Source organism: Mucilaginibacter xinganensis (assembly GCF_002257585.1).
Taxonomy (GTDB): Bacteria; Bacteroidota; Bacteroidia; order Sphingobacteriales; family Sphingobacteriaceae; genus Mucilaginibacter; species Mucilaginibacter xinganensis.
The window spans coordinates 2619734-2641257 of the sequence record NZ_CP022743.1 but is presented as its reverse complement, the minus strand read 5'-3'; the positions used below and the strand labels follow the sequence as shown (position 1 = coordinate 2641257).

Here is a 21524-nt window from a genome sequence, read left to right as displayed (position 1 = left end):
GCTCCAGGCTGAAATATATCAAAGTAATTTTGCTGAACCAATGCTGACAGGATCATAAAGTAGATTATGAAACATAGGTTTTACTTAAAATTTAAAAAAATGAAAAGATTATTTGTATTTGTTCCGGCTATCTTCCTGGTATTATTCCTGCTAAATTCTTTTGTGGTAAAAGAAAAGGACGCAAAAAAGAAACCAATAAAAGACGCCAAATCACCGGCGATTGGCAACATCATTTTTAAATCTGCTGATGGCGGACAAACATGGCAGGACATTAGCGAAGGACTACCTGAAAAATTGCAGCGGGAAGGTGTGTGGAGAGATGGTTTATTTGCAAATGACCGCGGGCTATATTTACGTGCCGGAAATGGGGTTTATCACAATGAACCAAATTCTACAACTCCTTTTTGGACGAAAGAAATTTTCCCTGGTGAACAACGTAACCTTGCCGCTGGCAAAAATGGGATCCTTGCATATGATTTAAGGGGCCAGTTTTTACAAAAAATAAACGGAACGAATAAGTGGTCGCCGATGTACACGAATTTTCAGGAACAAGCCGTACGCTTAGATAAAACGATAGATTGGATGTACGAGAATTATAAAGAGAGAGAAGTACGCACTGTTTTTGAAACTGCCGGAGGCACAGTTTTAATTGGCTCTAACAACAGCCTTTTTAGATCCACTGACGGTGGAAAAACCTGGAAACAAGTGCATGTTGGGGACGGTAGGATGAAATTTGCAGAGTCAAACGGTGTACTGCTGACTACCAGCAAAAATGGCATATTAAGATCGACCGATGATGGTCAACACTGGGATCGGGTGATTAGTGAAGGGGGGCTTGGCATTGCCGTGGAAAGTATAGACGGAGGATTTGCCGCTATAGTCTATAACACAATAACGCAAACAAACAGCATACACATTTCACTGGATAGTGGAAAAACCTGGAATGCCATAGGCGAAGAACTTCAACCTTCCTGGAATAGCTTATTAATGAAAAAAATAGGCATACCTCAATCTTCCTCGGATATTTCATCAATTAAACAAATGGGTAAATATTTAATATGCGGCGGCTCAGATGGGATATTCCGGTCAGCTGATATGGGCAAAACATGGAAAAAACTGTCACTTCCTGCTATAGAAAATTATGGCTTCAATTTATCTGTTTCAGGCAACGTAATTTATGTAATGCCAGGTAAGGGATGTTAAAAAAATCCAAACTCAGCGATACAAAATATCGCTGAATTAAAATCATTTGGTAATTATTATTAATCAATGTCATTTCTGTAGCGGACAAATACCTAAAAAATAATTTTCCACTACCCTAAAAAGTGAAACATATTGATTATAAGGTAATTACAAAAAAAAACACAAAAGCGAAAAATTTCATAATGCTTGATTATCAGATAGTTGCATCTGTTTTAAAATGAAACAAACTGACAATCAGCGTATTTCATAGTGTTCCACCCTGTTCCTGTGAAAAAACGGAACGCTGCACCGCGTGTTATAGGATTTTAAATCCGGTTAGATCTGAAAAATTATGAGGGCGGGCCCGGGGCAAAATATTTCTCACTTATAAAAATTAAAAAATATTATCAAACCTTTAAAACATGTTAATTTAAAACTGGTTATGTTATTTATTAAATAATTTAATTTAAAGGAATATAACATGAGCAATACGCCTGATAAAGAAGAGAAAGGTTTTTTTGACAAAGTCATAGAAACCATCAGCGAAATTTGGGATGGAACCAAAGATAAAGCCGAAGAATTAAAGGAAGAAGCTGGAGAAACAATTGACCACCTTAAGGAAAAAGCGGCGAAATCAAAAACTGCCGTTTCTGCTAAAGCTGCCAACGTAAAAAAAGACGCTTCACTTAAAGCCGAAAAACTGGAAAATAAAGCTAAAGTGGAAAAAGAGAAACTTACTGCCAAAGCTGCCGGCATTAAACAAAAAGCTTCAGCTAAATTAGCGGCTACTGAAACCAGCGCAAAAGCATCTGTTGAAAAGGTGAAAGATAAGGCTGAGTCAAAAGCAGCTGCCACTATCGCGAAAGCAAAAAAAGAAGCGGTCGTTGTCAAAGATCAGGCAGAAAAATCGTTAAAAAAAGCTTCGTCTGTTGTTGATAGCACTAAAAAACAGGCGAAAGAAAAAGCTAAGTCTGTGGCAGATACGGCCAAAACTAAAGCCGTAGCAGCAAAAAAAGAAATAGCCGGAAAGGTTTCAGCTAAAGCCTCGGCTGTTAAAAAGAAAGCGGACAACCAAAAATAACCGCTAACCAATGATTTGCTTAAGAAAGAGCATCACTTCCCATATTATTAAACAGATTAAAAAGAATCAACCACATTGAAAAATGCAGGTTGATTTTTTTAGTTTTGAGTGGTCCGGTTACCGATGAAATGATCATTATCAGCATCAGCGGCAGATTCTATTTTATAATTGTCACAGCCGAAAAAAATTATGCTTATTTTCGACTTTATTTGATTCGGCTTTGCGCTACTTCTTTCATATAGCCTATCATGGCACTAATTACAGCGGCTGGCAAAGACATCCGGGGGTGTCTAACGTGCAGGAAGTTTTGGAAACTGCTCTTGGTAAATTGTTAAAAGTTAATGTAAACATCAACGGCTGCGGGCGAACAGACGCACATGTACATGCCAGCCAGTTCTTTTTCCATGCCGATATCGATAGGGAACTGGACGACGAATTCTTTTTCAGGCTTAATAAGATCCTGCCGGATGATGTTGCCGTTTTTGACATTATAGCGATGCAGGGCCTCTGTCATGCACGTTTTGATGCCGTGCAAAGAAGTTACAACTATTTCATCCATACTTATAAAGACCCTTTCTTAAACACGTTCAGCTCGCTTTATCTTGATCCCAAACTTGATCTTGACAAAATGAACAAAGCTGTTGACCTCCTCCCCTTATATAATGATTACCGGTGCTTCTGCAAAATGCCCGACAGGAATGAAAACACCATCTGTAATGTATCAGCAGCGGGGCTATTTGTTAACAGCTCCGGCACTAAAATCAGGTTTAATATCTCAGCCAACCGCTTTTTAAGTAAAATGGTCCGGATCATCATAGGCCGGTTGCTGGATATTGGCGAAGGCCGAATGAGTGTTGATGAGTTTGAACACTATCTTATCAATAAAGAAACGCCAAAGATCATTATCCCTGCTTATCCCCAAGGTCTTTACCTGTCTAAAGTAACTTACCCATACCTTGATCTTCCACCTGCAACATCGTTCACAACTATGCTGCAAAACGATATTAATGCCAACTGGCAGCCTGTTTAACAGCTATAAACCACATCATTACATTAAATAGCTGAAAATAAGCTATAAAAAGGGTAATTTCGCGCTCCGTTAGGATTTTTAATATTACAGGATGGCGTGGTCAGAAAAATTAAAGCTCAGTAAACAATTAATAAAGGCAGTAACCGAAGCAGGCTATACAAGCCCTAAAGAGGTGCAGCAAAAAACGTTGGCCCGCATTTACGGCGGCCAGGATGTTTTAGTTGCCGGGCCGGAAGGATGCGGTAAAACCACTACTTATATTTTGGCCGTTTTAAACCGGATAAAATATAATGCCGAAGGTGTGCCTCTTGTCCTTATCCTGGTGCCTACTAAAGACGATGTACTGGCGGTGATCAGCGGGTTGGAACATTTTGGCAAAAACAAGCAAATGTCTATTGTTGGTTTATATGCCGCAACCGGTACTGAAGCTCAAATGGATGCATTGGCAGACGGTGCCGATATTGTAGTTGCCACGCCTGACCGGGCAAGGGCTATTTACTTAAAACTTGGGCTTAACCTGAACAAGGTTGAATTGTTGGTTGTTGATGACGCCGACCTGATAGTTAAACAAGGTTTACAGCTTCCTGTAGTTGAGTTGGCTAACAGTATTACCAAATGCCAGCACCTGGTATTTACTGAAGTGATCCATGACAGGCTAAACAAAATGATTAGTCCGTTTATGCAATCGGCAACTACTGTTGAGGTAGAAGAGGTTGCAGAAAGCGTACTTGAAACACACCCGCAACTGTTATATCATGTGCCAAACTTTGTCACCAAATTAAACCTGCTCAATTTATTTATGCAGGACAGTGAGTTGTTTACCAAAACCGTTGTGTTTGTAAATACCCGTCATACTGCCGAAAAAATCTACAAAACATTGCAAAATCGCCAGAACAATTCAATAGCTATCCTCAATTCCTGGTCGGTTGAATTTAATGGATTTACTGATATAAACGATTTTAAAAAATCTGCTAATACCAGGGTACTGATTGTAAGCAACGAAAATAGGGAGCCGATTGATCTGCATTACATCCCGTTCCTGATTCATTTTGAACTGCCTGAAGATAAAGAAACCTTTATCAGCCGCGTTACCAAAAAAACGTCAGAAACAGCGGATGAAACCCTGGCCATAACCTTTACAACAGACCTGGAACTAAGTACAGTAAGAAGAATAGAACAGGCTATAGGCCAAAAAATACCGGTTGGTGACCTTCCGGAAGCGCTTGTTATTGAGCAGGACAAAAAAGAAGCCGCCACAGAAGAAAAGAAACCGGTAAAAAACAAACCCGAAATACCGGTAGCAGGCGAAGCCTTCCATCAAAAAAAGCCCGAAAATTCCAAAACTTATAATTACAGTTCAGGTGTTAAAGCTAAAATGAATATGAAGAAAAAGCACGGATAATTCCCTTAATCAATACGGCTGTTTATATATAGATCTTCAACCTTTTTGCGCGCCCAAGGCGTTTTTCGAAGAAAAGTTAAACTGGATTTAATACTTGGATTGTCCAGGAAACAATTGATGCGGATCTGGTAACCAAGCTCCGGCCAGCCATAGTGAGCCACCAGGGCGTTCAAAACCATTTCCAATGTTTTACCGTGAAGCTTGTTATTGGGCTGTTGCTGCATTATATTTCAAAAATAGTTAAAATGCACACTCGCGGCGCATTCCCAGCTTTAAATACCATCATTTTTTTCCAGGTATCCAGCCAGCCACCTGCCAAGAATCTCTGTCCATAAAGATCTCCGCAGGCTTTTCACTAATAGATTGTATCTCTGATTTTTTACCGGGATAGTCGTTCCCGCGGATTACATGATAGCTGATGGTTCGTAACCATCTTGTTATTATCTTTACCAACACAAATCAATCGTTAATTGTGGTTAGATATAATTGACCGCAGTTAACGCAATATATGAACTGCTCACAATGAACTATATAGCTATTGACAGCCGTAAAAAGGCATTTATATTTGAACTGGACAACGTCCTCTATCCCGAAAAGGATTATTTATACCAGGTTTATTACCTTTTTGCAAGTCTTTTAGAATATACGGACCTTATTAATGCCAAAGAGACAACCGACCTGATGGTAAACACGTATATAAATGAGGGTAAGGAATATGTGTTTGACCGGGTAAAAGAAAAGTTTGGCATCAATGAAACCTACCGTGCTAACTTAAGGCACCTGATGTTGACTGCTAAACTACCCTTGAAATTACTGCTATACCAAAACATGCTGAATTTGTTACAGGATATTGTTGTTGACCGGAAAAAGATTTTTATAGTAACCAACGGTAACCCGGAGCAGCAGCTGAATAAAATTAAACAAACGGAATGGCACGGTCTTGAGGAATATTTAACGGTGTATTTTACCGAGGAAAGCACGCCGAAACCGGAGCCTGATATTATTGATATTTTAATAAAAGATCATAACTTGCAGAGGCGCGATCTGCTGATGATTGAAAACGCTGAAATTGACCGCCTTTGTGCCGAAGCAAGTGGAATTGATTATTTAAATTCCAGTGAATTTATACTTTAATACTATAACATAGTTAACTTATTACCGTTTAATAATCTGTTTAGAAAAACAAAACTTATCGTTTATATGAAAAAAATATTTTACTTATTTATCCTAGTAGCAGCGGCCGGTCTGTCATCTTGTAAAAAAGACAAAAAGACCACCACAACAGATTCAAACCAGCCCTCCAAACAAGGTACTGCATTGCAGCTGGCGCAGGATTCTCTTTATCTATATGCAAAAGAGGCGTACTTGTGGAATGATCAGCTCCCCACCTATGCAACATTTAAACCCCGCTCATTCACCAATGCATCCGACAAAACAGCTTTGGATAATGAGATGGATGCATTATCGCAATACGCGATAAACCCGGATGGCGGCAAACCGTACGAATATTATATCTACGATCCGGGTCGGGCGAAGTATTCATTTATTGATGACGGTACAGAAACCGGCGCGTTAAACGGCATCAAAGGCGACTTTGGAATTGACTACAATTACTGGCTTGTTGATGATATTCGTATAACTTATGTTTATCCCGGATCTCCCGCAGGCCTTGCCGGCCTCAAACGCGGCTACCAGATAGTAAGTATTAACGATAATACCAGTTTATCGTACGACGGTGTATCAGGTGGAAAAACTTATGGCGACGGATCAGGAAAAAATATAAATTTTGTTTACAATGCTATATTTCAAAGTTCCAGCATAAAAATGACGGTTAAACGTCCCGATGGCACTACCCTTTCCGTAAATTTCAGCACCGGCAGCTATGCCGTAAACCCTGTTTTAAAAGATACCGTTATTGACGCTGGCGCAGGGCACAAAATAGGCTATTTTGTTTTCAACAGCTTTACGTCTGACGCTAATGCCGATCCAAAACTTGACGCAGTATTTTCCAAATTTACTACGCAGGGCATAACTGACCTTGTTGTTGATTTACGTTACAATGGCGGCGGTTACGTTTCTACAGCCGAATATTTGGATAACCTGATTGTTCCGCCTTCAAAAAACGGCACCAATATGTATAAAACATATTTCAACAGCATCCTGAGCGCTAATAAGGAAACTTTACTTGTAAACCAGGTAAGAAAAGATGACAATGGTAATGTCTATAATTTATCGCAAATTGATTACTCTTTGAATTCCCAGTATAACACGCCTAATTTTGTTAAGAAAGGAAGCCTGAATATCCCAAGGGTATTCTTTATAATTGGTGGCGGCACTGCTTCAGCCAGTGAGCTTACCATAAATAACTTACGCCCGGTTATGGACGTGCAGTTTGTTGGTGAAACCAGTTATGGCAAGCCTGTTGGCTTTTTTGATATCCAAATTAACAAATACACCATGTTTACCCCTGAGTTTTCTACTAAAAACTCTGCAGGACAAGGGGATTACTATAACGGCATGACACCAAATACGGCTAATTACCCAGGAATTGCTGATTACGATGGTATAGACAAAGATTTTGGCGACCCTACCGAAAACTTATTTGCCCATATCATCGCCAAAGTAAAAACAGGCACCTACAGCCTTCCAACCAAGGTAACACAAAGCATTTCTTCAAACCCACGGGCGTTCTCTTTGGAACAGTCGCGTGATAAAACCATGCAGCTAAATAAAAATAAATTTACCGGAATGATATTCAATAGTAAGAAAGTAAAACTGAAAAAATAGAAATAAAGCATAAAGTTTAAGGGCGAAAGATAAAGGCAATTACGCCGAGATCTTTCGCCCTTTTTTTATTCACTCAATTACGCTTTACCCAGTCACTAATCTGCTAATTGCCGGAGATCAACAGCAACCACTCTTGATACGCCTTGCTCAACCATTGTTACACCATAAATAATATCGGTACTGGCTATCGTTCTTTTATTATGAGAGATAACTATGAACTGCGATTCTTTAGAGAATTCGCGGATGATATTATTGAATTTATCAATATTGGTATCATCAAGCGGGGCGTCAACCTCATCAAAAATACAGAAAGGCGCTGGTTTTAAAAGATAGAGAGAAAACAGTATGGCAGTTGCCGTTAGGGTTTTTTCGCCGCCCGACAACTGATTAATAGAGAGCGGTCGTTTACCTTTCGGCTTTGCAATAATGTCAATGTCTGATTCAAGTGGGTGCTGCGGATCGGTAAGGATCAGGTCGCATGAATCCTCCTCGTTAAACAGCGAACGGAAAACCCTTATAAAATTCTCACGCACCAGCGTAAACGAAGTCATGAATTTCTCTTTAGCAGTATCGTCAATTTCCTGTATGGTGGCCAATAATGAAGCCTTGGCGTCGCTCAAGTCTTTTTTCTGCGCCTGGATAAAGGTATAACGTTCGTTCATTTCGTTATATGCTTCCACAGCCAAAGGGTTTATGGCACCAAATTCATCTATCCGTTTTTTTAACTTTTCGGCTTTTTCCCTGATATCATGCTCATCTTCAACATCTTCAGCTTCAGTTTCCGGTAGTTCGTGGATGTCAACATTAAATTCAACTGATAACCGCTCTTTCAGGGCATTCAACTCCAGTTTTAAATTATTTTTCTCGTCGCGAAGTTCATTTTCTATCAGTTCCGCATTATCTTTCTTACGCCTTAACGCAGTTATTTCTTCTTCCGTTTCAGCAATCTTCCCGCGCCATGCATAATGTTCCTGCTCGGCCTGTTGTGTGGCTTTCTCAAGCAAGTCTTTTTGCTCATACATTTCCATCAGGTCATCATCTGAATTGTCCGACTGCTGCAAATTTTCATGGATGGCCAGCTTTACGTTTTCAAGCTCTTCGTTATTTACTTTTATCCGGCCTTCCAGGCTTTCCTTTTGCGATTCCCTGTAATCAAGGTCCTTTATCAACCCTGAAACCTTATTCTGCTGCTGGTGAAAGCGAATATTCTCCTGGTTATAGGCATTAGACTTTACAGACACATACTCATTCAACTCATTAAAAGCAAGTTGCTTTTCCGCCAGCAGTTCTGCCTGGGTTTGCTTCTGCCCTTTCAGTTCTTCGAGCTGTGGCAGTAACACAAGCATCTCTTCTTTAATACTGCTTATTTTCCGTGCAATGTCTTCCTTGCGGTTAAGGCTGTTTTCAATAAAGGTCTGATATTGCTCCTGCCTTGTTTTTACGGTTACCAGTTCGGTATTTAAACGGTTAACATCCTGCTGCTTTTGTTTGATATCAGCAGCCCTTCCTGACGCCTTCAGCGCCCCCAGCTTATTATGCAGGCCGTCAAAACGCGCTTTAAGTTCATTTACTTCAACGTCAACAAGCTTAATCACTTTCAGCAACGCCTCCAGGTTTTTCGCGCGGCCAATCCGCTTACCTTCAAACAAACCAACCGAGCCCCCAGCCATTGCATGTCTTGATTTATTGAACTTCCCGCTTTTGCCAATTAACACCACGCCCGGCGGCAGGTCGGCATTATTTAAGGCGTTGTCGTTTTCGTCATTCACCAGGTAAACATTATTCAGCAAGTGATCACAAAGCGCCTGGTATTGCTTTTCAACTTCAATTACATTCAGCGCCGGGACAGCCGCACCATCAAAATCAGCGCTTAATGTTGCTGCCTTATTTATTTCGGCAGTTTCATAGCTTTTTAAAACAAAAAACTGGGCCCTGCCCTGCGCAGCCCTGCTTAATAAATTGATAGCCTTAATGGCCTCGTTATAAGTATCAACCACATAATGGTTCATCAGCGGCTCAAGGTAGTTCTCAATAGCTATCCTATATTCCTCGCGGCAAAACAATATGTCGCTAAATAGTGGTGCATTTTTTGACCACTCCGTGTTTTTTTTCAAAAACCGGATGGATTCAGGAAATCCCTCCAGGTTGTCTACCATGCTTTTGGTAAGGTTGTACTCATTCTGTTTGGCATCAAGCTTCCTGCTTTCGCGAATGATCGTTTCCTGTATGGTATTGAGTTCGGTTTCGGTCGATTTTATCTGCTCCTGAAGTCCGGTTTCAAAGTCAACAACTTCATTATAATCCTTTTCGGCTGCCTCAACCCGTTGCTGCAGGCCATCAACTACCGTATTAAAATGTGAAAGTTCAGCCTCTTTGTTGGTGGCATCTTCCATATTCCGCTGCCCCTCCTGTTCCAGCGCCTGCTCCTGGATCTTTAAAATATCAAGATCCTTTTCGGTTTTGTAAGCCTGGTTCTGTAAGCGGGTATTAATGCTGCTAAGTTCTGCTATCTCATTTTTAGCTTCCGACTGTTCAGCCCGCAATTCATCAACGGCTTCTTTTAAATCTGTTACCTGCAGCAGCACTTTTTGCAGGTTTTCATCTTCCTGCAGTTTTTCCTCCAGCAGGCGCTTTATATTGTAAAGCACATGGTTAAACTGCGTTTTATCTTTATCAAGCTCTTCGGTTAACCTTTTCTCTTTGTCCTGCTGAAATTTCAGTTGCTCGTTCTTTATTTTCTTTTCGCTTTCATAAGCACGGATTTTTGAAACAAACTCGTTTGTGGCTTTTTGTTGTAACGACAGATTTTTTTCCTTTGTCAGGCTATCCAGCTTTTGCTGTTGTAAAAATGCCTCCAGCGTATCAATCTGGGTTACAATGCCCGATTTACCTTCCTTGTGCTTTTGCTCCTGTTCCTCTATCCTGCTTAACGATTCACTGAACGATGCGATCCTGAACGATGCCAATGTTATGCTTAGTGCCTTGTATTGCTCTTTGATCTGGTAATACCGCTCTGTCTTCCTGGCCTGGTTTTCTAACGTTTTAAGGTTCTTTTCTATTTCAAAAAGCAGGTCCTCTACCCTTTCCAGGTCAGCTTCGGTATCTTTCAGTTTGTTAAACGTTTGCTTTTTGCGGAGTTTGTATTTGGAAATACCCGATGCTTCCTCAAATAAATTGCGGCGCGAACCCTCTTTGTTAGTGATGATCTCATCAATCATCTTTAACTCTATAATGGAATAAGAATCCGCACCGATGCCCGTATCCAGGAACAGGTCAGTAATATCCTTTAAGCGACATTGCACATCGTTAAGGCGGTATTCACTTTCGCCGGTGCGGTAAAGCCGCCGCGTTAAGGTAACCTGCGAAAAATCAGTAGGAAGGATGTTTTTTGTATTATCGAATGTTAATGATACTTCGGCAAGATTGGCGGCTTTACGGCTTTTGGTCCCATTAAATATAACGTTATCCATTTTTTCGGAACGGAGCATCTTGGTGCTTTGTTCCCCAAGTACCCAGCGGATAGAATCGACAACGTTTGATTTTCCGCATCCGTTAGGGCCCACAATAGCAGTTACACCTTCATTAAAGTTTATAGTTATTTTATCACCAAAGCTTTTAAATCCCTTGATTTCTAACTTAGTAAGCTGCATTTACGTTATCCCGATCCTTAATTTTTCGAACTTTCAAAGTAATCATAAAAAAATCATTTTTTAAACAATATTTTACTTATGTAAAAGCTGATAGGTTTTAAAAAAAATATCCGGATAACTTCGGTTTTGTCAAAACAGCACCGTTTACGCTTGCTTTTTGCTTTTAAGTAATTCATCAAAACATTTTTAACTTTTCAAGCATTTATACCCTATATAACTTAAAAATGAAAATAGCAATATTTGGAGCTTCCGGAAACATAGGCAGCCGTATAGTTACCGAAGCATTGAACCGTGGGCACAACGTTACTGCGGTAGTACGCCAGCCGGAAAATTATATTTTACAAGCCCCACATCTTCGGATAGCGAAAGGAGACCTTTTCAATTCACAGGATGTGGAAGCAGCTGTATTTGACCATGATGCCGTTGTGTGCGCATATAATTTCACAAAGGGTGCAACACCCTCAACCATAACGGAGATCACAGTACCGCTGCTAAACGGCATGAAGCAAGCTCACGTAAAGCGATTAGTAGTAATTGGCGGCGCAGGCAGCCTGGAAGTGGCCCCGGGCATACAAAGCGTGGATACACCTGATTTTCCCGATGCCTATAAACCTGTTGCGCTCGCGCATCGCGAGGCGCTAAAAAACTATCAAAAAGAAACCGGGCTGGATTGGACTTATGTTAGCCCTTCAGCAGAAATTACTCCGGGGGAACGCACCGGCAATTTTCGTACAGGAAAAGACCAGATGTTGTTTGACGAAAACGGGAAAAGCCACATTTCAATGGAGGACTTTGCCGTTGCTATAATTGATGAACTTGAACAACCGAAGCATATCAGGGAAAGGTTTACGGTTGGCTATTAGTGCTTAGTGAACAGGCACTAACGCCATTAGTTCCAACCTCTAATCACTATCACACAAATATCTCGCCTTTTAAATAGGTTACCGCTTTACCGCTCATCAATACCCTGTCCCCTTTAAGTTCGCACCAAAGCTCGCCTTTGCGTTCGGAAAGCTGATAGGCATGCATTTTTGTTTTGCCCAACTTTTCGGCCCAATACGGGATCAGGTTGCAATGTGCCGACCCGGTAACCGGATCTTCAGGAATACCTGCACCGGGAGCAAAAAAGCGGGATACGAAATCAACCTTATCACCCGGAGCGGTAACAATTACCCCCACCGTGTCCATTTTTGATAACGCAAAAAAATCTGGCGAAAGGTCACGGATATCGCTTTCAAATTCGTACACCAAAAAGTAATCCCGCGATCTCAAAACCTCTACAGGTTGTTTTTCACCTAAAGCTTCAATAAGCCCTACAGGGGCGTCAATATGAATAGGCGGCCGCAACGGAAAGTCCAAAGTATATTTATCGCCTTCTCTTTTTACAATAAGTGTCCCCGCTTTTACAGTTTCAAAATGGATCTCATCGCTGCTATGGCCCAACTGGGTAAAAAGGATATGTGCCGATGCTAAAGTTGCATGTCCGCAAAGATCAATCTCATACTCAGGCGTAAACCACCTTAGTTTATAACCGTCGCCGGTTTTTACAAAAAAAGCAGTTTCGGCCAGATTGTTTTCAATTGCTATGTTTTGCATTGTTTCGTCCGGCAGCCACGCATCCAGCGGGCAAACAGCCGCGGGATTGCCGCCGAAAAGCCTGTCGGTAAATGCATCTGCCTGGTAAATAGGTATTGTAATCATATTTTGAAATGATAAATGGCGATGGTTAAAGTTAAAAGGTTTTTTTTGATATCAAAATGCAAGGTGCCTAACTTTATTAGCTATTAAAAGTAGCCTGTTTCCCTTTTATTCTATCCACAAAACGGAGTTACCTGTATTATATTCATTTCTCTCCCACAGTTTATTGCCGGGATCAAGGATCAACTTATCACCAACCTTAAATTTATATAAATATTTGCCCGGCTTAAGATAAAAATTTATCACCCATTCATCGCCCTGGTGTGCCATTGTGTAGCCATTTTCATCCCAATTGTTAAAATTGCCATTAAGTGTAATATTTTTTTCGCCCGGATAACCTTTTAATTTAAAAGTATAATTCGGTTTAGCTGCTACAAATGAATTGCGCTCACCGTTTTCAAAAGCATAGTGCGGGTTTGCCGGGTCAGTAATCCAATTACCATCAACAATAAACTTATATTGATAATCACCTGCTGGAAGTGTCAATTTAACCATCCACCCGTCAATAGTCTTGTTAAGGCTGATCTCATCTGGCTTCCAGTCATTAAAATCACCGGCTAAAAAGAGCTTTCTTGCATTTTTATAACCATTCAGTTTAAAAACAATTTTCTCGCCCAGATTTAAAACAGAGCTAGCATTTCCGCCCTCGTCTTTTAATTTATTCGGGTTTGCCGGATCAGCTATCCACCTGCCGTCCACCAAAAAATGATACACATGCCTGCCATCGCTTAAGTAAAGTTGCTTTTCCCAGGCACTTCCCCTTTTTTCCAGCACCAGTTCATCCTCATTCCATTTATTAAAATCGCCGGCCACGACGACTTTGCGTGCGGATGAATATCCGGGTAGTTTTAATGTATAATTGTATTTAAAGAACACCGAGTTGGTGTTACCCGCCCCATCATCAACCCGCAGCAGATTGTTAGGGTCGGTTGTCCAACGCCCGTCAACAATGTACTTATATTCATAAACACCGGCTTCAAGCTTAACATCAATTATCCAGCCGCCGCCTACTTTTCTCATTGCGCCGCGGAGTGTGCTCCAGTTATTAAAACTCCCCGACAAAAAGACTCTTCTCGCCCGGGTGTAACCGGGCAGAATAAACCGGGTTAAGCCAGACGACAGCCCAAATACGGTCATCTTTGCATATCGGTTAACCCCATATTCAACCGGGGCCGGATAACCTGATCTCCCCTCAAAGTTTGGGAGCCTGGTGGTTACTTCATAAGGTGTGCTTTGCGGGTTATAATTTAAATCTGTTAAGGATCTATCGAAGCGGATCACATTCCCCTTACGTTCGGTCATGTTCCATCCATCTTTGCTGATTTCTGTAAAATCGCCTTTTAAAACCTTTCCAGTGCTTGAATTACTTAGTCCGGCAATTTTCAGAATACTGTCTAATTGTTTTCCAGGCGATTTAAGGTCTAACTGCAGGATTAAATGGTCGCGGTCAACAAACAGGATATTTTGATTTTGGGCAACAGCAAGTTTCATACTGCTTAAAAGCAATACAAAAGCCACCAAAACACTCCTGCTGTTGCGCATCGTTATTAATTGTTATAAATGTACATTTCAAATTCCTTTTTTACGAAGTTGATAGTAAATATCCCTCTCGAAAAAAAATCGTATCCTAAAATACCGTCAACTGTATAGCCGTATGCTTTACCCATTTTCTCAAGATTGGTCACAAGGGCTCTGTTTTTCACAAAAGTGTGGTCGCCTACGGTTAAGCGATCAAAGCTGGTATATAACACCTCAAAAGTTGAGCCACCCACTCCTGTTAATTTTGTGCGACCAATTACCTGCATGGAGGATAGTGTTTTTTTTGACCGGTCATAGTCCAGGAGATTGGTTTCGGCGGCGGTATCAAATGCCAGCCATAAAGGATTATTGTTAACGTTGCTTTTCAAAAAAATAACATCATTTAAATAACGGAATGGGCTTGTTAATAAACGGTCATGAAAAATGCGTTCATTCTGAGGAATATTACCAGTTTTATCCACCTTTTGAATATAAAGAACATTGTGAAAAAGATCAATAGTAATGGCAAATTTTAAAAACAGCCCTGTACCCAATAAACCAAGCACCTTTATATTTCTTCCATTTTCTATAAATGAGAGATCAGTAACTTGTGCTGTAAGGCGACTATATTGAAGATCAAGGATTTTAAAGTTATGAATGTATGTTGTAAATGCTCCGGATGACAAACCATTGATGCCACCGGCTTCCTGGTCGCCAACGTTTGGGAGGTACCTGAAATAAGTTTCATTTAAAACCAGGTTTGGAGCACCTGTATCCAAAATAAAATTGCCCTCCATTGTATCCACCTGCGCTTCAACAATTATCAGGTTACCAGCCCTTTTTATAGGTACCACTAAGGTGTTAAAATCAGCGAAAGGTGCCGGATCGGGATAACGATTTCGGGCGACGGTTTTAAACTTGATATTACCGATTGCAATATTCTCATCAGCCTGTGCTATAAAGCTCCATGACAGCATTAAAATTGACCATATGACGAAAAGTTTGCGCATCTGCTATTGTACCTAATAGACCACCTTTCGGGCGGTATAGTTACAGCGAAGGCAAAAAATATCAGAAAATCACCTGACGATAAAAACCAAACCCGTTTGTTTGGGCACATAGCTATCTTTGGGGTCAACAATCTAATAGTAAGTTCCGGCGGGCAGGTATGCCCCGTTAAACCGGCCGTCCCAGGGTTTGCTGTAACCAATACTTTGAAACACACGCTGGCCGTACCTGCTAAAAACACTGACATCCGCTTTCGGATAATTATCTATATTTTTAATATACCAGCAATCATTTATACCGTCGCCATTAGGCGAAAAGCTGTCGACTATGGTCAGCACCTTATACACCTTCACAAGACATTGCTGGTTTGTTCGCCGCAATTTCCGGTAGATCGCCCGTGCAGTGTGTAGGTAATATCATTAAGAGCGCTGGTTACAGGCGTTAAAATCGATAGATTATCATCTTGAACAAATGGGATCTCAATTAAAAGTAAGCGCCGGGATAGAAAACCCCAAAAGAACAGGTAAAAAAAAACCGGAATTTCTTCCGGTTCTTCTCTCGTTACAATTAATGTAATAAAATTTATTATCCTAAATATGATTTCAGGATTTTGCTTCTTGAGGTATGACGCAGGCGTTGCAGCGCTTTATCTTTTATCTGCCGTACGCGCTCACGGGTAAGGTTAAACTTCTCGCCTATTTCTTCCAGCGACAGCGGATGATTGGTACCTAAACCGAAGAACAACACAATGATTTCGCGTTCACGTTCCGTAAGTGTTGAAAGTGAACGTTTAATTTCTTCTGATAACGATTCGTTAATTAAAATTGAATCGGTATTTGGTTCCTGGTTCTCCAATACATCAAGCAGGGTATTTTCTTCACCCTGCACAAAAGGGGCATCCATTGATACATGACGGCCTGAATTGCTCAGCGTGTCTGATATTTTATCAACCGTGGTCTCCAGCATGTCAGCCAATTCTTCCGGCGATGGCTCACGCTCATATTCCTGCTCAAGCTTTGAAAATGCTTTGCTTATTTTACTTAATGAGCCTACCTGATTTAACGGCAAACGTACAATACGTGATTGCTCGGCAATAGCCTGCAAAATTGACTGACGAATCCACCAAACGGCGTATGATATAAATTTAAAACCTTTGGTTTCATCAAAGCGTTTTGCGGCCTTTATTAAACCTAAGTTACCTTCATTTATTAAATCGCCCAGGGTTAAGCCCTGGTTTTGATATTGTTTAGCTACAGAAACCACAAAGCGAAGGTTGGTTTTTGTTAAGCGCTCTAATGCAGCCTGGTCACCCTCCCTTATCTTCTGCGCTAATATTACTTCTTCTTCGGCTGTTATCAGGTCAACTTTACCAATTTCGTGCAGGTATTTATCAAGTGATTGCGACTCACGATTGGTAATTGATTGGGTTATTTTGAGTTGTCTCATCTAATTTATTAACCTCGATTCTTATTTTAGAAATGAACGTGCAAAGGTATGATTTTGTTACAAAAATTTTTCGGTTATGCTTAAATAATAAAATATTTACATTTTACTGATCGTGCTGTATTTATTGAATTATTTTGCGGGATATTGCCTCTTGTTCTCATATACAATCAAGGTTAAAAGTTTCTTTAAGCCTGATCCCTTTTTCAGTTTGCTGAAGTGTACAACACTCATTAACCGGATCGTGTTCGAGGTACAAGATATAATTTTTTTCAACTGCTTCATTTAAAAAAAGTTTTTTTTCATTGAGCGTTTGAAGGGGAAACATATCATAAGCCATTACATAAGGCAGCGGTATATGCCCGGTTGATGGCAGAAGATCAGCCATATATAAAACAGATTTGCCGTTGTAGTTCATCAGTGGCAGCATCATCGCATCTGTATGCCCGTAAACAAACCGGATGTCAATATGATCAGTAAACTTTACGCCGTCTTCGGCAGCTATAAACTTTAGTTGTCCGCTCTCTTGTATGGGTAAAATATTTTCCTTTAAAAACGAAGCTTTTTCACGTTCATTGGGGTTAACGGCCCAATCCCAATGCCTCTCATTGCTCCAGTACGTTGCATTTTTAAATGCAGGCAATAATTTATCATCTTCCCTTTCTACGGCCCCACCAACGTGATCAAAATGCAAATGAGTTAAAAATACGTCGGTGATATCATTGCGGTGAAAACCAAATTTGGCCAATGACTTGTCCATTGTTGCATCGCCATGCAAATAGTAGTGACTAAAAAATTTCTGATCCTGCTTGTTGCCTATCCCTGTATCAACCAAAATTAACCGGCCTGCATCAGCTATCAGCAAACAGCGCATGGCCCAGGTACAAAGGTTATTTTCATCAGCGGGATTGCTTTTACTCCATATAGTTTTTGGCACAACACCAAACATGGCCCCACCATCTAATTTAAAAAACCCGGTATCTATTGTATATAAGTTCATAGTTGACAGTTTATAGCCGAAACGGCTTCCACATACAGTAAGCAAAGTAAAACAAATTGCAATGAACTGTCAACTATGAACTTTGAACTACTTCAATTCCGTATTCATTAAACAACTGCACTGCTTTAAGTAAATTTGCAAACTCATCATCTTTTAACGCATAAACTTTATTAACTTCCTTATCCAGGCATAAAGTGAGCATTTCGTGGGTATAAGACGGTGAAGCCGGATTGGGCAGCTTCAGCATATTGGCATTTTTCAACATAAAGTCAGGCAACTCCAAATAATCGCCTAATAAAACATGGTCAGTGTTTAGCTGGTTCTTAAGCTTGTGAGCTTCAGCAGAGCTGGCTGCGGTGATAAGTATTTTCATTAGGCAATTAAACTATCAAACCATCTTTCATTGATACAACACGATCGCTCATATCGGCCAGGTCCTGGTTGTGGGTAACTATTACAAAAGTTTGGTTAAACTCCTTACGCAGGCTGATGAACAGTTTATGCAGATCAAGGGAATTGGCCGAATCGAGGTTCCCTGATGGTTCGTCGGCGAAGATGATGGATGGGTTATTGATCAGGGCCCTGGCCACAGCCACCCGTTGCTGCTCGCCGCCCGAAAGTTCATTTGGTTTATGGTTTAGCCTGTCGCCCAAGCCAAGTAATTGTAACAATTCAGTTGCCCTGCCTTCTGCTTCCTTGCGCGCGGTGCCGGCAATAAAAGCCGGGATACAAACATTTTCAATAGCATCAAATTCGCCAAGCAAATGATGGAACTGAAAGATAAACCCTATCCGCTGGTTACGGAACGCGCTTAAGCTTTTATTATTCAAGCCGCCAACTTCGGCATTATCTATATAGAGTTTTCCGCTGTCAGGCCTGTCTAAAGTGCCTAAAATATTCAGCAAAGTACTTTTCCCGGCGCCTGAAGCACCAACAATGGTTACAATTTCGCCCTGGCCCACTTCGAGGTCAACGCCTTTCAAAATCTGCAATTGCCCGTATGATTTATGGATATTTTTAGCTTTGAGCATGGGCGAATTTAGAGATTAGACATTAGAGATTAGCGATTAGCAGAAAAAAAATTATACCATTTACCTTTTTAACAGCGGATCGGCATAACTGTGTCTATTAAAGCATTTGTATTGCTCCATAAATCTTTACTCACCCTAAAGTAAAAAACTAATTTCTATTCGCTGGTCTCTAATCACTAATCTCAAACAAAATCGTAGATTTACCGCAAATTCTTCACAAAACATGAATATTCACGAATATCAAGGTAAGGCCATATTAAAAAGCTTTGGCGTTAGGGTTCAGGAAGGCATAGTTGCCGACAGCGTTGAACAGGCTGTTGAAGCTGCAAAAAAAATGAAAGAAGATTACGGCTCGGATTGGGTGGTAATAAAAGCGCAGATTCACGCTGGTGGCCGCGGAAAAGGCGGCGGTGTAAAATTAGCTAAGAACTTAGAAGAGGTAAAAGAAAGAGCAACCAATATATTGGGCATGCAATTGATTACCCCTCAAACCGGCCCCGAAGGCAAGCTGGTGAGCAAAGTGCTGGTAGCACAGGATGTTTATTATCCGGGCGAAAGCGAAACAAAAGAATTTTATATAAGCGTGCTACTTGACCGTGCAAAGGGCCGTAACATAATCATGTATTCAACCGAAGGCGGTATGGATATTGAAGAAGTTGCACACTCAACACCAGAGCGCATCCATAAAGAAGAAATTGATCCTAAAGTAGGCTTACAGGGTTTCCAGGCACGTAAAATAGCCTTTAACCTTGGTCTCTCAGGCGACGCTTTTAAGGATATGGTGAAATTTATCACCGCCTTATATAAGGCATATGATGCTACTGATTCATCTCAATTTGAGATTAACCCGGTATTAAAAACATCTGACAACAAAATACTTGCTGTTGACGCCAAGGTAAACCTTGATGACAACGCATTATTCCGCCACCCGGATTATGCTGCAATGCGCGATGTTGCCGAAGAGGACCCGATGGAAGTGGAAGCCAGCAAATCAAACCTAAACTTTGTAAAGCTCGACGGCAACGTTGGCTGTATGGTTAATGGTGCAGGTTTAGCCATGGCAACAATGGACATTATTAAAATTGCCGGTGGCGAGCCTGCCAACTTTTTGGATGTTGGCGGTACGGCCAATGCAGAAACTGTAAAAGCAGCGTTCAACATCATATTAAAAGATCCAAACGTTAAAGCCATCCTGATTAATATATTTGGCGGTATAGTACGTTGCGACCGTGTTGCACAAGGTGTTATTGATGCCTACCACGAAATCGGTAATATCCCGGTTCCAATTATAGTTCGCTTACAGGGAACAAACGCTGTTGAAGCTAAAAAACTAATTGACGACTCGGGCTTAAAAGTTTACTCAGCTATTTTACTTAAAGAAGCAGCTGAGCGGGTTAAAGAAGTGTTGGCATTATAGAAAGTCTATAGTCGATGGACCATAGTCAATGGTTTATCTAACTTTGAACTATTAAACAATACAAACCATGGACTATCGACCATGGTCCATGGACCTGAAAATATGTATATAATTAAAGTTAAAGGCGTTGCCAAAATACCTGATTACGTACAGTTAAGGGATGATAAGTTTACATTGCTTGCTTATTTCAGAGTGGACAGGCCTGATAAATCGCTGGATAAAGTAGGGCTTCAGGATAAAACAGAATATATTATGAATATTATTAAGGATCTGCCTTTCGGGCAGATCCTTAAATTAGAACTTTGATGGAGTTAATCAGCGATTAGTTAATTAGAGGTTAACTATATTTGGCGATTGAACCAATCAAACCAGTGAACCGAAAGATATGATTGAAAATTCCATTATAAAGCTAAACAACGTTGATGTTTTTCAGCAGGCACACCTGGTGCTGTCAAACGTTAACCTGCATATTAATAAAGGGGATTTTGTTTGGCTTATAGGGCAAACTGGTTCAGGTAAAAGTAGTTTACTGAAAGTTATTTACGGCGACCTGAATATCAATACAGGTTCAGGGTATGCGTGCAGTTATGACCTGAACCATCTTAAAAGCAACGACGTGCCTTTTTTACGCCGCAAGCTTGGAATAGTTTTCCAGGATTTTCAACTACTGACCGATCGTACAGTGGAGCAAAACCTCCAGTTTGTGATGCGCGCAACCGGCTGGACGGATAAAAAATTAATCTCAGACCGCGCACTGGATGTTTTGGAAAAAGTAGGATTACGCTCCAAATTGAAAAAAATGCCGCATGAGCTATCAGGCGGTGAGCAGCAACGGGTGGTTATAGCCCGGGCCTTACTTAACGACCCTGAAATTATTCTGGCTGATGAGCCAACCGGCAACCTTGACCCCGATACCTCTGAAGAAATTGTACTGCTGTTAAAACAGATTAGCCAATCAGGCACTTCCGTAATTATAGCCACGCATGATTATCATATCATCCGTACTTTTCCGTCCCGTATTATTAAATGCGAAAATGGCAAAGTTTTGGAAGACGTGAAAATTGCCTGAATAAAATAAGTAGTAACGGTAAGTGGCAATAGCAGTCAATAATTTGATTATATGGTTACATACCCTTCTTTTTTAGAATTACCGTTAACACAGCTAATCCGTTTACCTAAAGCTATTACTGCCACTAATTAAAACTCTGCCACTAAAACAGTGTCACAATTTACATTTTACTCAAAAAGCTCTGACACGATGTCGCCTTTATGCCTGT

The 21524-nt window shown here is 40.7% G+C and carries 20 protein-coding genes; 10 read left to right on the top strand and 10 right to left on the bottom strand.

Annotation, left to right across the window (positions count from 1 at the left end; all coding sequences use genetic code 11):
• Positions 1 to 99: 99 nt before the first annotated feature.
• From MuYL_RS11395 to MuYL_RS11380, 4 genes are all read left to right on the top strand, one after another.
• Entirely contained in the window at positions 100 to 1203 is a 1104-nt protein-coding gene (locus MuYL_RS11395) for a YCF48-related protein (RefSeq protein ID WP_245845842.1), read from the top strand.
• Between the two features lie 460 nt (positions 1204 to 1663).
• Positions 1664 to 2263 carry a hypothetical protein gene (locus MuYL_RS11390; protein ID WP_094570689.1) on the top strand — a complete coding sequence of 200 codons (600 nt, stop codon included), beginning with the start codon at positions 1664 to 1666 and terminating at the stop codon, positions 2261 to 2263.
• Between the two features lie 220 nt (positions 2264 to 2483).
• Positions 2484 to 3293 (top strand): tRNA pseudouridine synthase A, encoded by an 810-nt coding sequence (locus MuYL_RS11385; RefSeq protein WP_094570688.1) that lies wholly within the window; start codon positions 2484 to 2486, stop codon positions 3291 to 3293.
• A gap of 91 nt (positions 3294 to 3384) precedes the next feature.
• On the top strand, positions 3385 to 4695 hold the full coding sequence (locus MuYL_RS11380) for a DEAD/DEAH box helicase (protein ID WP_094570687.1): 1311 nt from the start codon (positions 3385 to 3387) through the stop codon (positions 4693 to 4695).
• 5 nt (positions 4696 to 4700) lie between these two features.
• Here MuYL_RS11380 and MuYL_RS11375 read toward each other — a convergent pair whose 3' ends face one another.
• Positions 4701 to 4919 carry a VF530 family protein gene (locus MuYL_RS11375; RefSeq protein ID WP_094570686.1) on the bottom strand — a complete coding sequence of 73 codons (219 nt, stop codon included), beginning with the start codon at positions 4917 to 4919 and terminating at the stop codon, positions 4701 to 4703.
• A gap of 298 nt (positions 4920 to 5217) precedes the next feature.
• On the opposite strand from MuYL_RS11375, the gene MuYL_RS11370 reads away from it, so the two are divergent.
• Positions 5218 to 5829, top strand: coding sequence for an HAD family hydrolase (locus tag MuYL_RS11370; RefSeq protein WP_094570685.1), 612 nt, complete (start codon positions 5218 to 5220; stop codon positions 5827 to 5829).
• Positions 5830 to 5895: 66 nt separating this feature from the next.
• Positions 5896 to 7482: a S41 family peptidase gene (locus MuYL_RS11365; protein WP_094570684.1), complete on the top strand. Its 1587-nt coding sequence runs from the start codon at positions 5896 to 5898 to the stop codon at positions 7480 to 7482.
• Positions 7483 to 7577: 95 nt separating this feature from the next.
• On the opposite strand, the gene smc is transcribed toward MuYL_RS11365, so the two are convergent.
• The gene (gene smc, locus MuYL_RS11360; RefSeq protein ID WP_094570683.1) at positions 7578 to 11132 is read right to left on the bottom strand and encodes a chromosome segregation protein SMC; all 3555 of its coding nucleotides are present in this window, start codon (positions 11130 to 11132) and stop codon (positions 7578 to 7580) included.
• Positions 11133 to 11356: 224 nt separating this feature from the next.
• On the opposite strand from smc, the gene MuYL_RS11355 reads away from it, so the two are divergent.
• Positions 11357 to 11995, top strand: a complete 639-nt coding sequence (locus tag MuYL_RS11355) for an NAD(P)-dependent oxidoreductase (protein WP_094570682.1) — start codon at positions 11357 to 11359, stop codon at positions 11993 to 11995.
• Positions 11996 to 12044: 49 nt separating this feature from the next.
• On the opposite strand, the gene MuYL_RS11350 is transcribed toward MuYL_RS11355, so the two are convergent.
• The 8 genes from MuYL_RS11350 to MuYL_RS11315 all read right to left on the bottom strand — a co-directional run bounded on the left by MuYL_RS11350 (position 12045) and on the right by MuYL_RS11315 (position 18830).
• Positions 12045 to 12833 carry a PhzF family phenazine biosynthesis protein gene (locus MuYL_RS11350; RefSeq protein ID WP_245845841.1) on the bottom strand — a complete coding sequence of 263 codons (789 nt, stop codon included), beginning with the start codon at positions 12831 to 12833 and terminating at the stop codon, positions 12045 to 12047.
• A 105-nt stretch (positions 12834 to 12938) separates the two neighbouring features.
• Positions 12939 to 14372: a hypothetical protein gene (locus MuYL_RS11345; protein WP_094570681.1), complete on the bottom strand. Its 1434-nt coding sequence runs from the start codon at positions 14370 to 14372 to the stop codon at positions 12939 to 12941.
• A 5-nt stretch (positions 14373 to 14377) separates the two neighbouring features.
• On the bottom strand, positions 14378 to 15358 hold the full coding sequence (locus tag MuYL_RS11340; RefSeq protein ID WP_094570680.1) for a pepsin/retropepsin-like aspartic protease family protein: 981 nt from the start codon (positions 15356 to 15358) through the stop codon (positions 14378 to 14380).
• Between the two features lie 132 nt (positions 15359 to 15490).
• The gene (locus MuYL_RS11335) at positions 15491 to 15709 is read right to left on the bottom strand and encodes a gliding motility-associated C-terminal domain-containing protein (protein WP_157740772.1); all 219 of its coding nucleotides are present in this window, start codon (positions 15707 to 15709) and stop codon (positions 15491 to 15493) included.
• Between the two features lie 232 nt (positions 15710 to 15941).
• Positions 15942 to 16802 (bottom strand): sigma-70 family RNA polymerase sigma factor, encoded by an 861-nt coding sequence (locus MuYL_RS11330; protein ID WP_094570678.1) that lies wholly within the window; start codon positions 16800 to 16802, stop codon positions 15942 to 15944.
• A gap of 157 nt (positions 16803 to 16959) precedes the next feature.
• Positions 16960 to 17799 carry an MBL fold metallo-hydrolase gene (locus tag MuYL_RS11325; protein ID WP_094570677.1) on the bottom strand — a complete coding sequence of 280 codons (840 nt, stop codon included), beginning with the start codon at positions 17797 to 17799 and terminating at the stop codon, positions 16960 to 16962.
• A 73-nt stretch (positions 17800 to 17872) separates the two neighbouring features.
• The gene (locus MuYL_RS11320; protein WP_094570676.1) at positions 17873 to 18172 is read right to left on the bottom strand and encodes a hypothetical protein; all 300 of its coding nucleotides are present in this window, start codon (positions 18170 to 18172) and stop codon (positions 17873 to 17875) included.
• A gap of 7 nt (positions 18173 to 18179) precedes the next feature.
• Positions 18180 to 18830, bottom strand: coding sequence for an ABC transporter ATP-binding protein (locus MuYL_RS11315; RefSeq protein WP_094570675.1), 651 nt, complete (start codon positions 18828 to 18830; stop codon positions 18180 to 18182).
• 172 nt (positions 18831 to 19002) lie between these two features.
• On the opposite strand from MuYL_RS11315, the gene sucC reads away from it, so the two are divergent.
• From sucC to MuYL_RS11300, 3 genes are all read left to right on the top strand, one after another.
• Positions 19003 to 20247 (top strand): ADP-forming succinate--CoA ligase subunit beta, encoded by a 1245-nt coding sequence (gene sucC / locus MuYL_RS11310; RefSeq protein ID WP_262493686.1) that lies wholly within the window; start codon positions 19003 to 19005, stop codon positions 20245 to 20247.
• Positions 20248 to 20349: 102 nt separating this feature from the next.
• Positions 20350 to 20553 (top strand): fructose-6-phosphate aldolase, encoded by a 204-nt coding sequence (locus MuYL_RS11305; protein ID WP_094572917.1) that lies wholly within the window; start codon positions 20350 to 20352, stop codon positions 20551 to 20553.
• A gap of 79 nt (positions 20554 to 20632) precedes the next feature.
• Positions 20633 to 21316, top strand: a complete 684-nt coding sequence (locus MuYL_RS11300) for a cell division ATP-binding protein FtsE (protein ID WP_094570673.1) — start codon at positions 20633 to 20635, stop codon at positions 21314 to 21316.
• Positions 21317 to 21524: the final 208 nt, after the last annotated feature.

Coding starts and splice junctions, on each gene's coding strand:
- MuYL_RS11350 (WP_245845841.1), bottom strand. CDS start 12,833: ATGATTACAATACCTATTTACCAGGCAGATGCATTTACCGACAGGCTT.
- MuYL_RS11325 (WP_094570677.1), bottom strand. CDS start 17,799: ATGAACTTATATACAATAGATACCGGGTTTTTTAAATTAGATGGTGGG.
- MuYL_RS11355 (WP_094570682.1), top strand. CDS start 11,357: ATGAAAATAGCAATATTTGGAGCTTCCGGAAACATAGGCAGCCGTATA.
- MuYL_RS11345 (WP_094570681.1), bottom strand. CDS start 14,372: ATGCGCAACAGCAGGAGTGTTTTGGTGGCTTTTGTATTGCTTTTAAGC.
- MuYL_RS11320 (WP_094570676.1), bottom strand. CDS start 18,172: ATGAAAATACTTATCACCGCAGCCAGCTCTGCTGAAGCTCACAAGCTT.
- MuYL_RS11305 (WP_094572917.1), top strand. CDS start 20,350: ATGTATATAATTAAAGTTAAAGGCGTTGCCAAAATACCTGATTACGTA.
- MuYL_RS11395 (WP_245845842.1), top strand. CDS start 100: ATGAAAAGATTATTTGTATTTGTTCCGGCTATCTTCCTGGTATTATTC.
- MuYL_RS11340 (WP_094570680.1), bottom strand. CDS start 15,358: ATGCGCAAACTTTTCGTCATATGGTCAATTTTAATGCTGTCATGGAGC.
- MuYL_RS11315 (WP_094570675.1), bottom strand. CDS start 18,830: ATGCTCAAAGCTAAAAATATCCATAAATCATACGGGCAATTGCAGATT.
- MuYL_RS11365 (WP_094570684.1), top strand. CDS start 5,896: ATGAAAAAAATATTTTACTTATTTATCCTAGTAGCAGCGGCCGGTCTG.
- MuYL_RS11390 (WP_094570689.1), top strand. CDS start 1,664: ATGAGCAATACGCCTGATAAAGAAGAGAAAGGTTTTTTTGACAAAGTC.
- MuYL_RS11380 (WP_094570687.1), top strand. CDS start 3,385: ATGGCGTGGTCAGAAAAATTAAAGCTCAGTAAACAATTAATAAAGGCA.
- MuYL_RS11330 (WP_094570678.1), bottom strand. CDS start 16,802: ATGAGACAACTCAAAATAACCCAATCAATTACCAATCGTGAGTCGCAA.
- smc (WP_094570683.1), bottom strand. CDS start 11,132: ATGCAGCTTACTAAGTTAGAAATCAAGGGATTTAAAAGCTTTGGTGAT.
- MuYL_RS11375 (WP_094570686.1), bottom strand. CDS start 4,919: ATGCAGCAACAGCCCAATAACAAGCTTCACGGTAAAACATTGGAAATG.
- MuYL_RS11300 (WP_094570673.1), top strand. CDS start 20,633: ATGATTGAAAATTCCATTATAAAGCTAAACAACGTTGATGTTTTTCAG.
- MuYL_RS11370 (WP_094570685.1), top strand. CDS start 5,218: ATGAACTATATAGCTATTGACAGCCGTAAAAAGGCATTTATATTTGAA.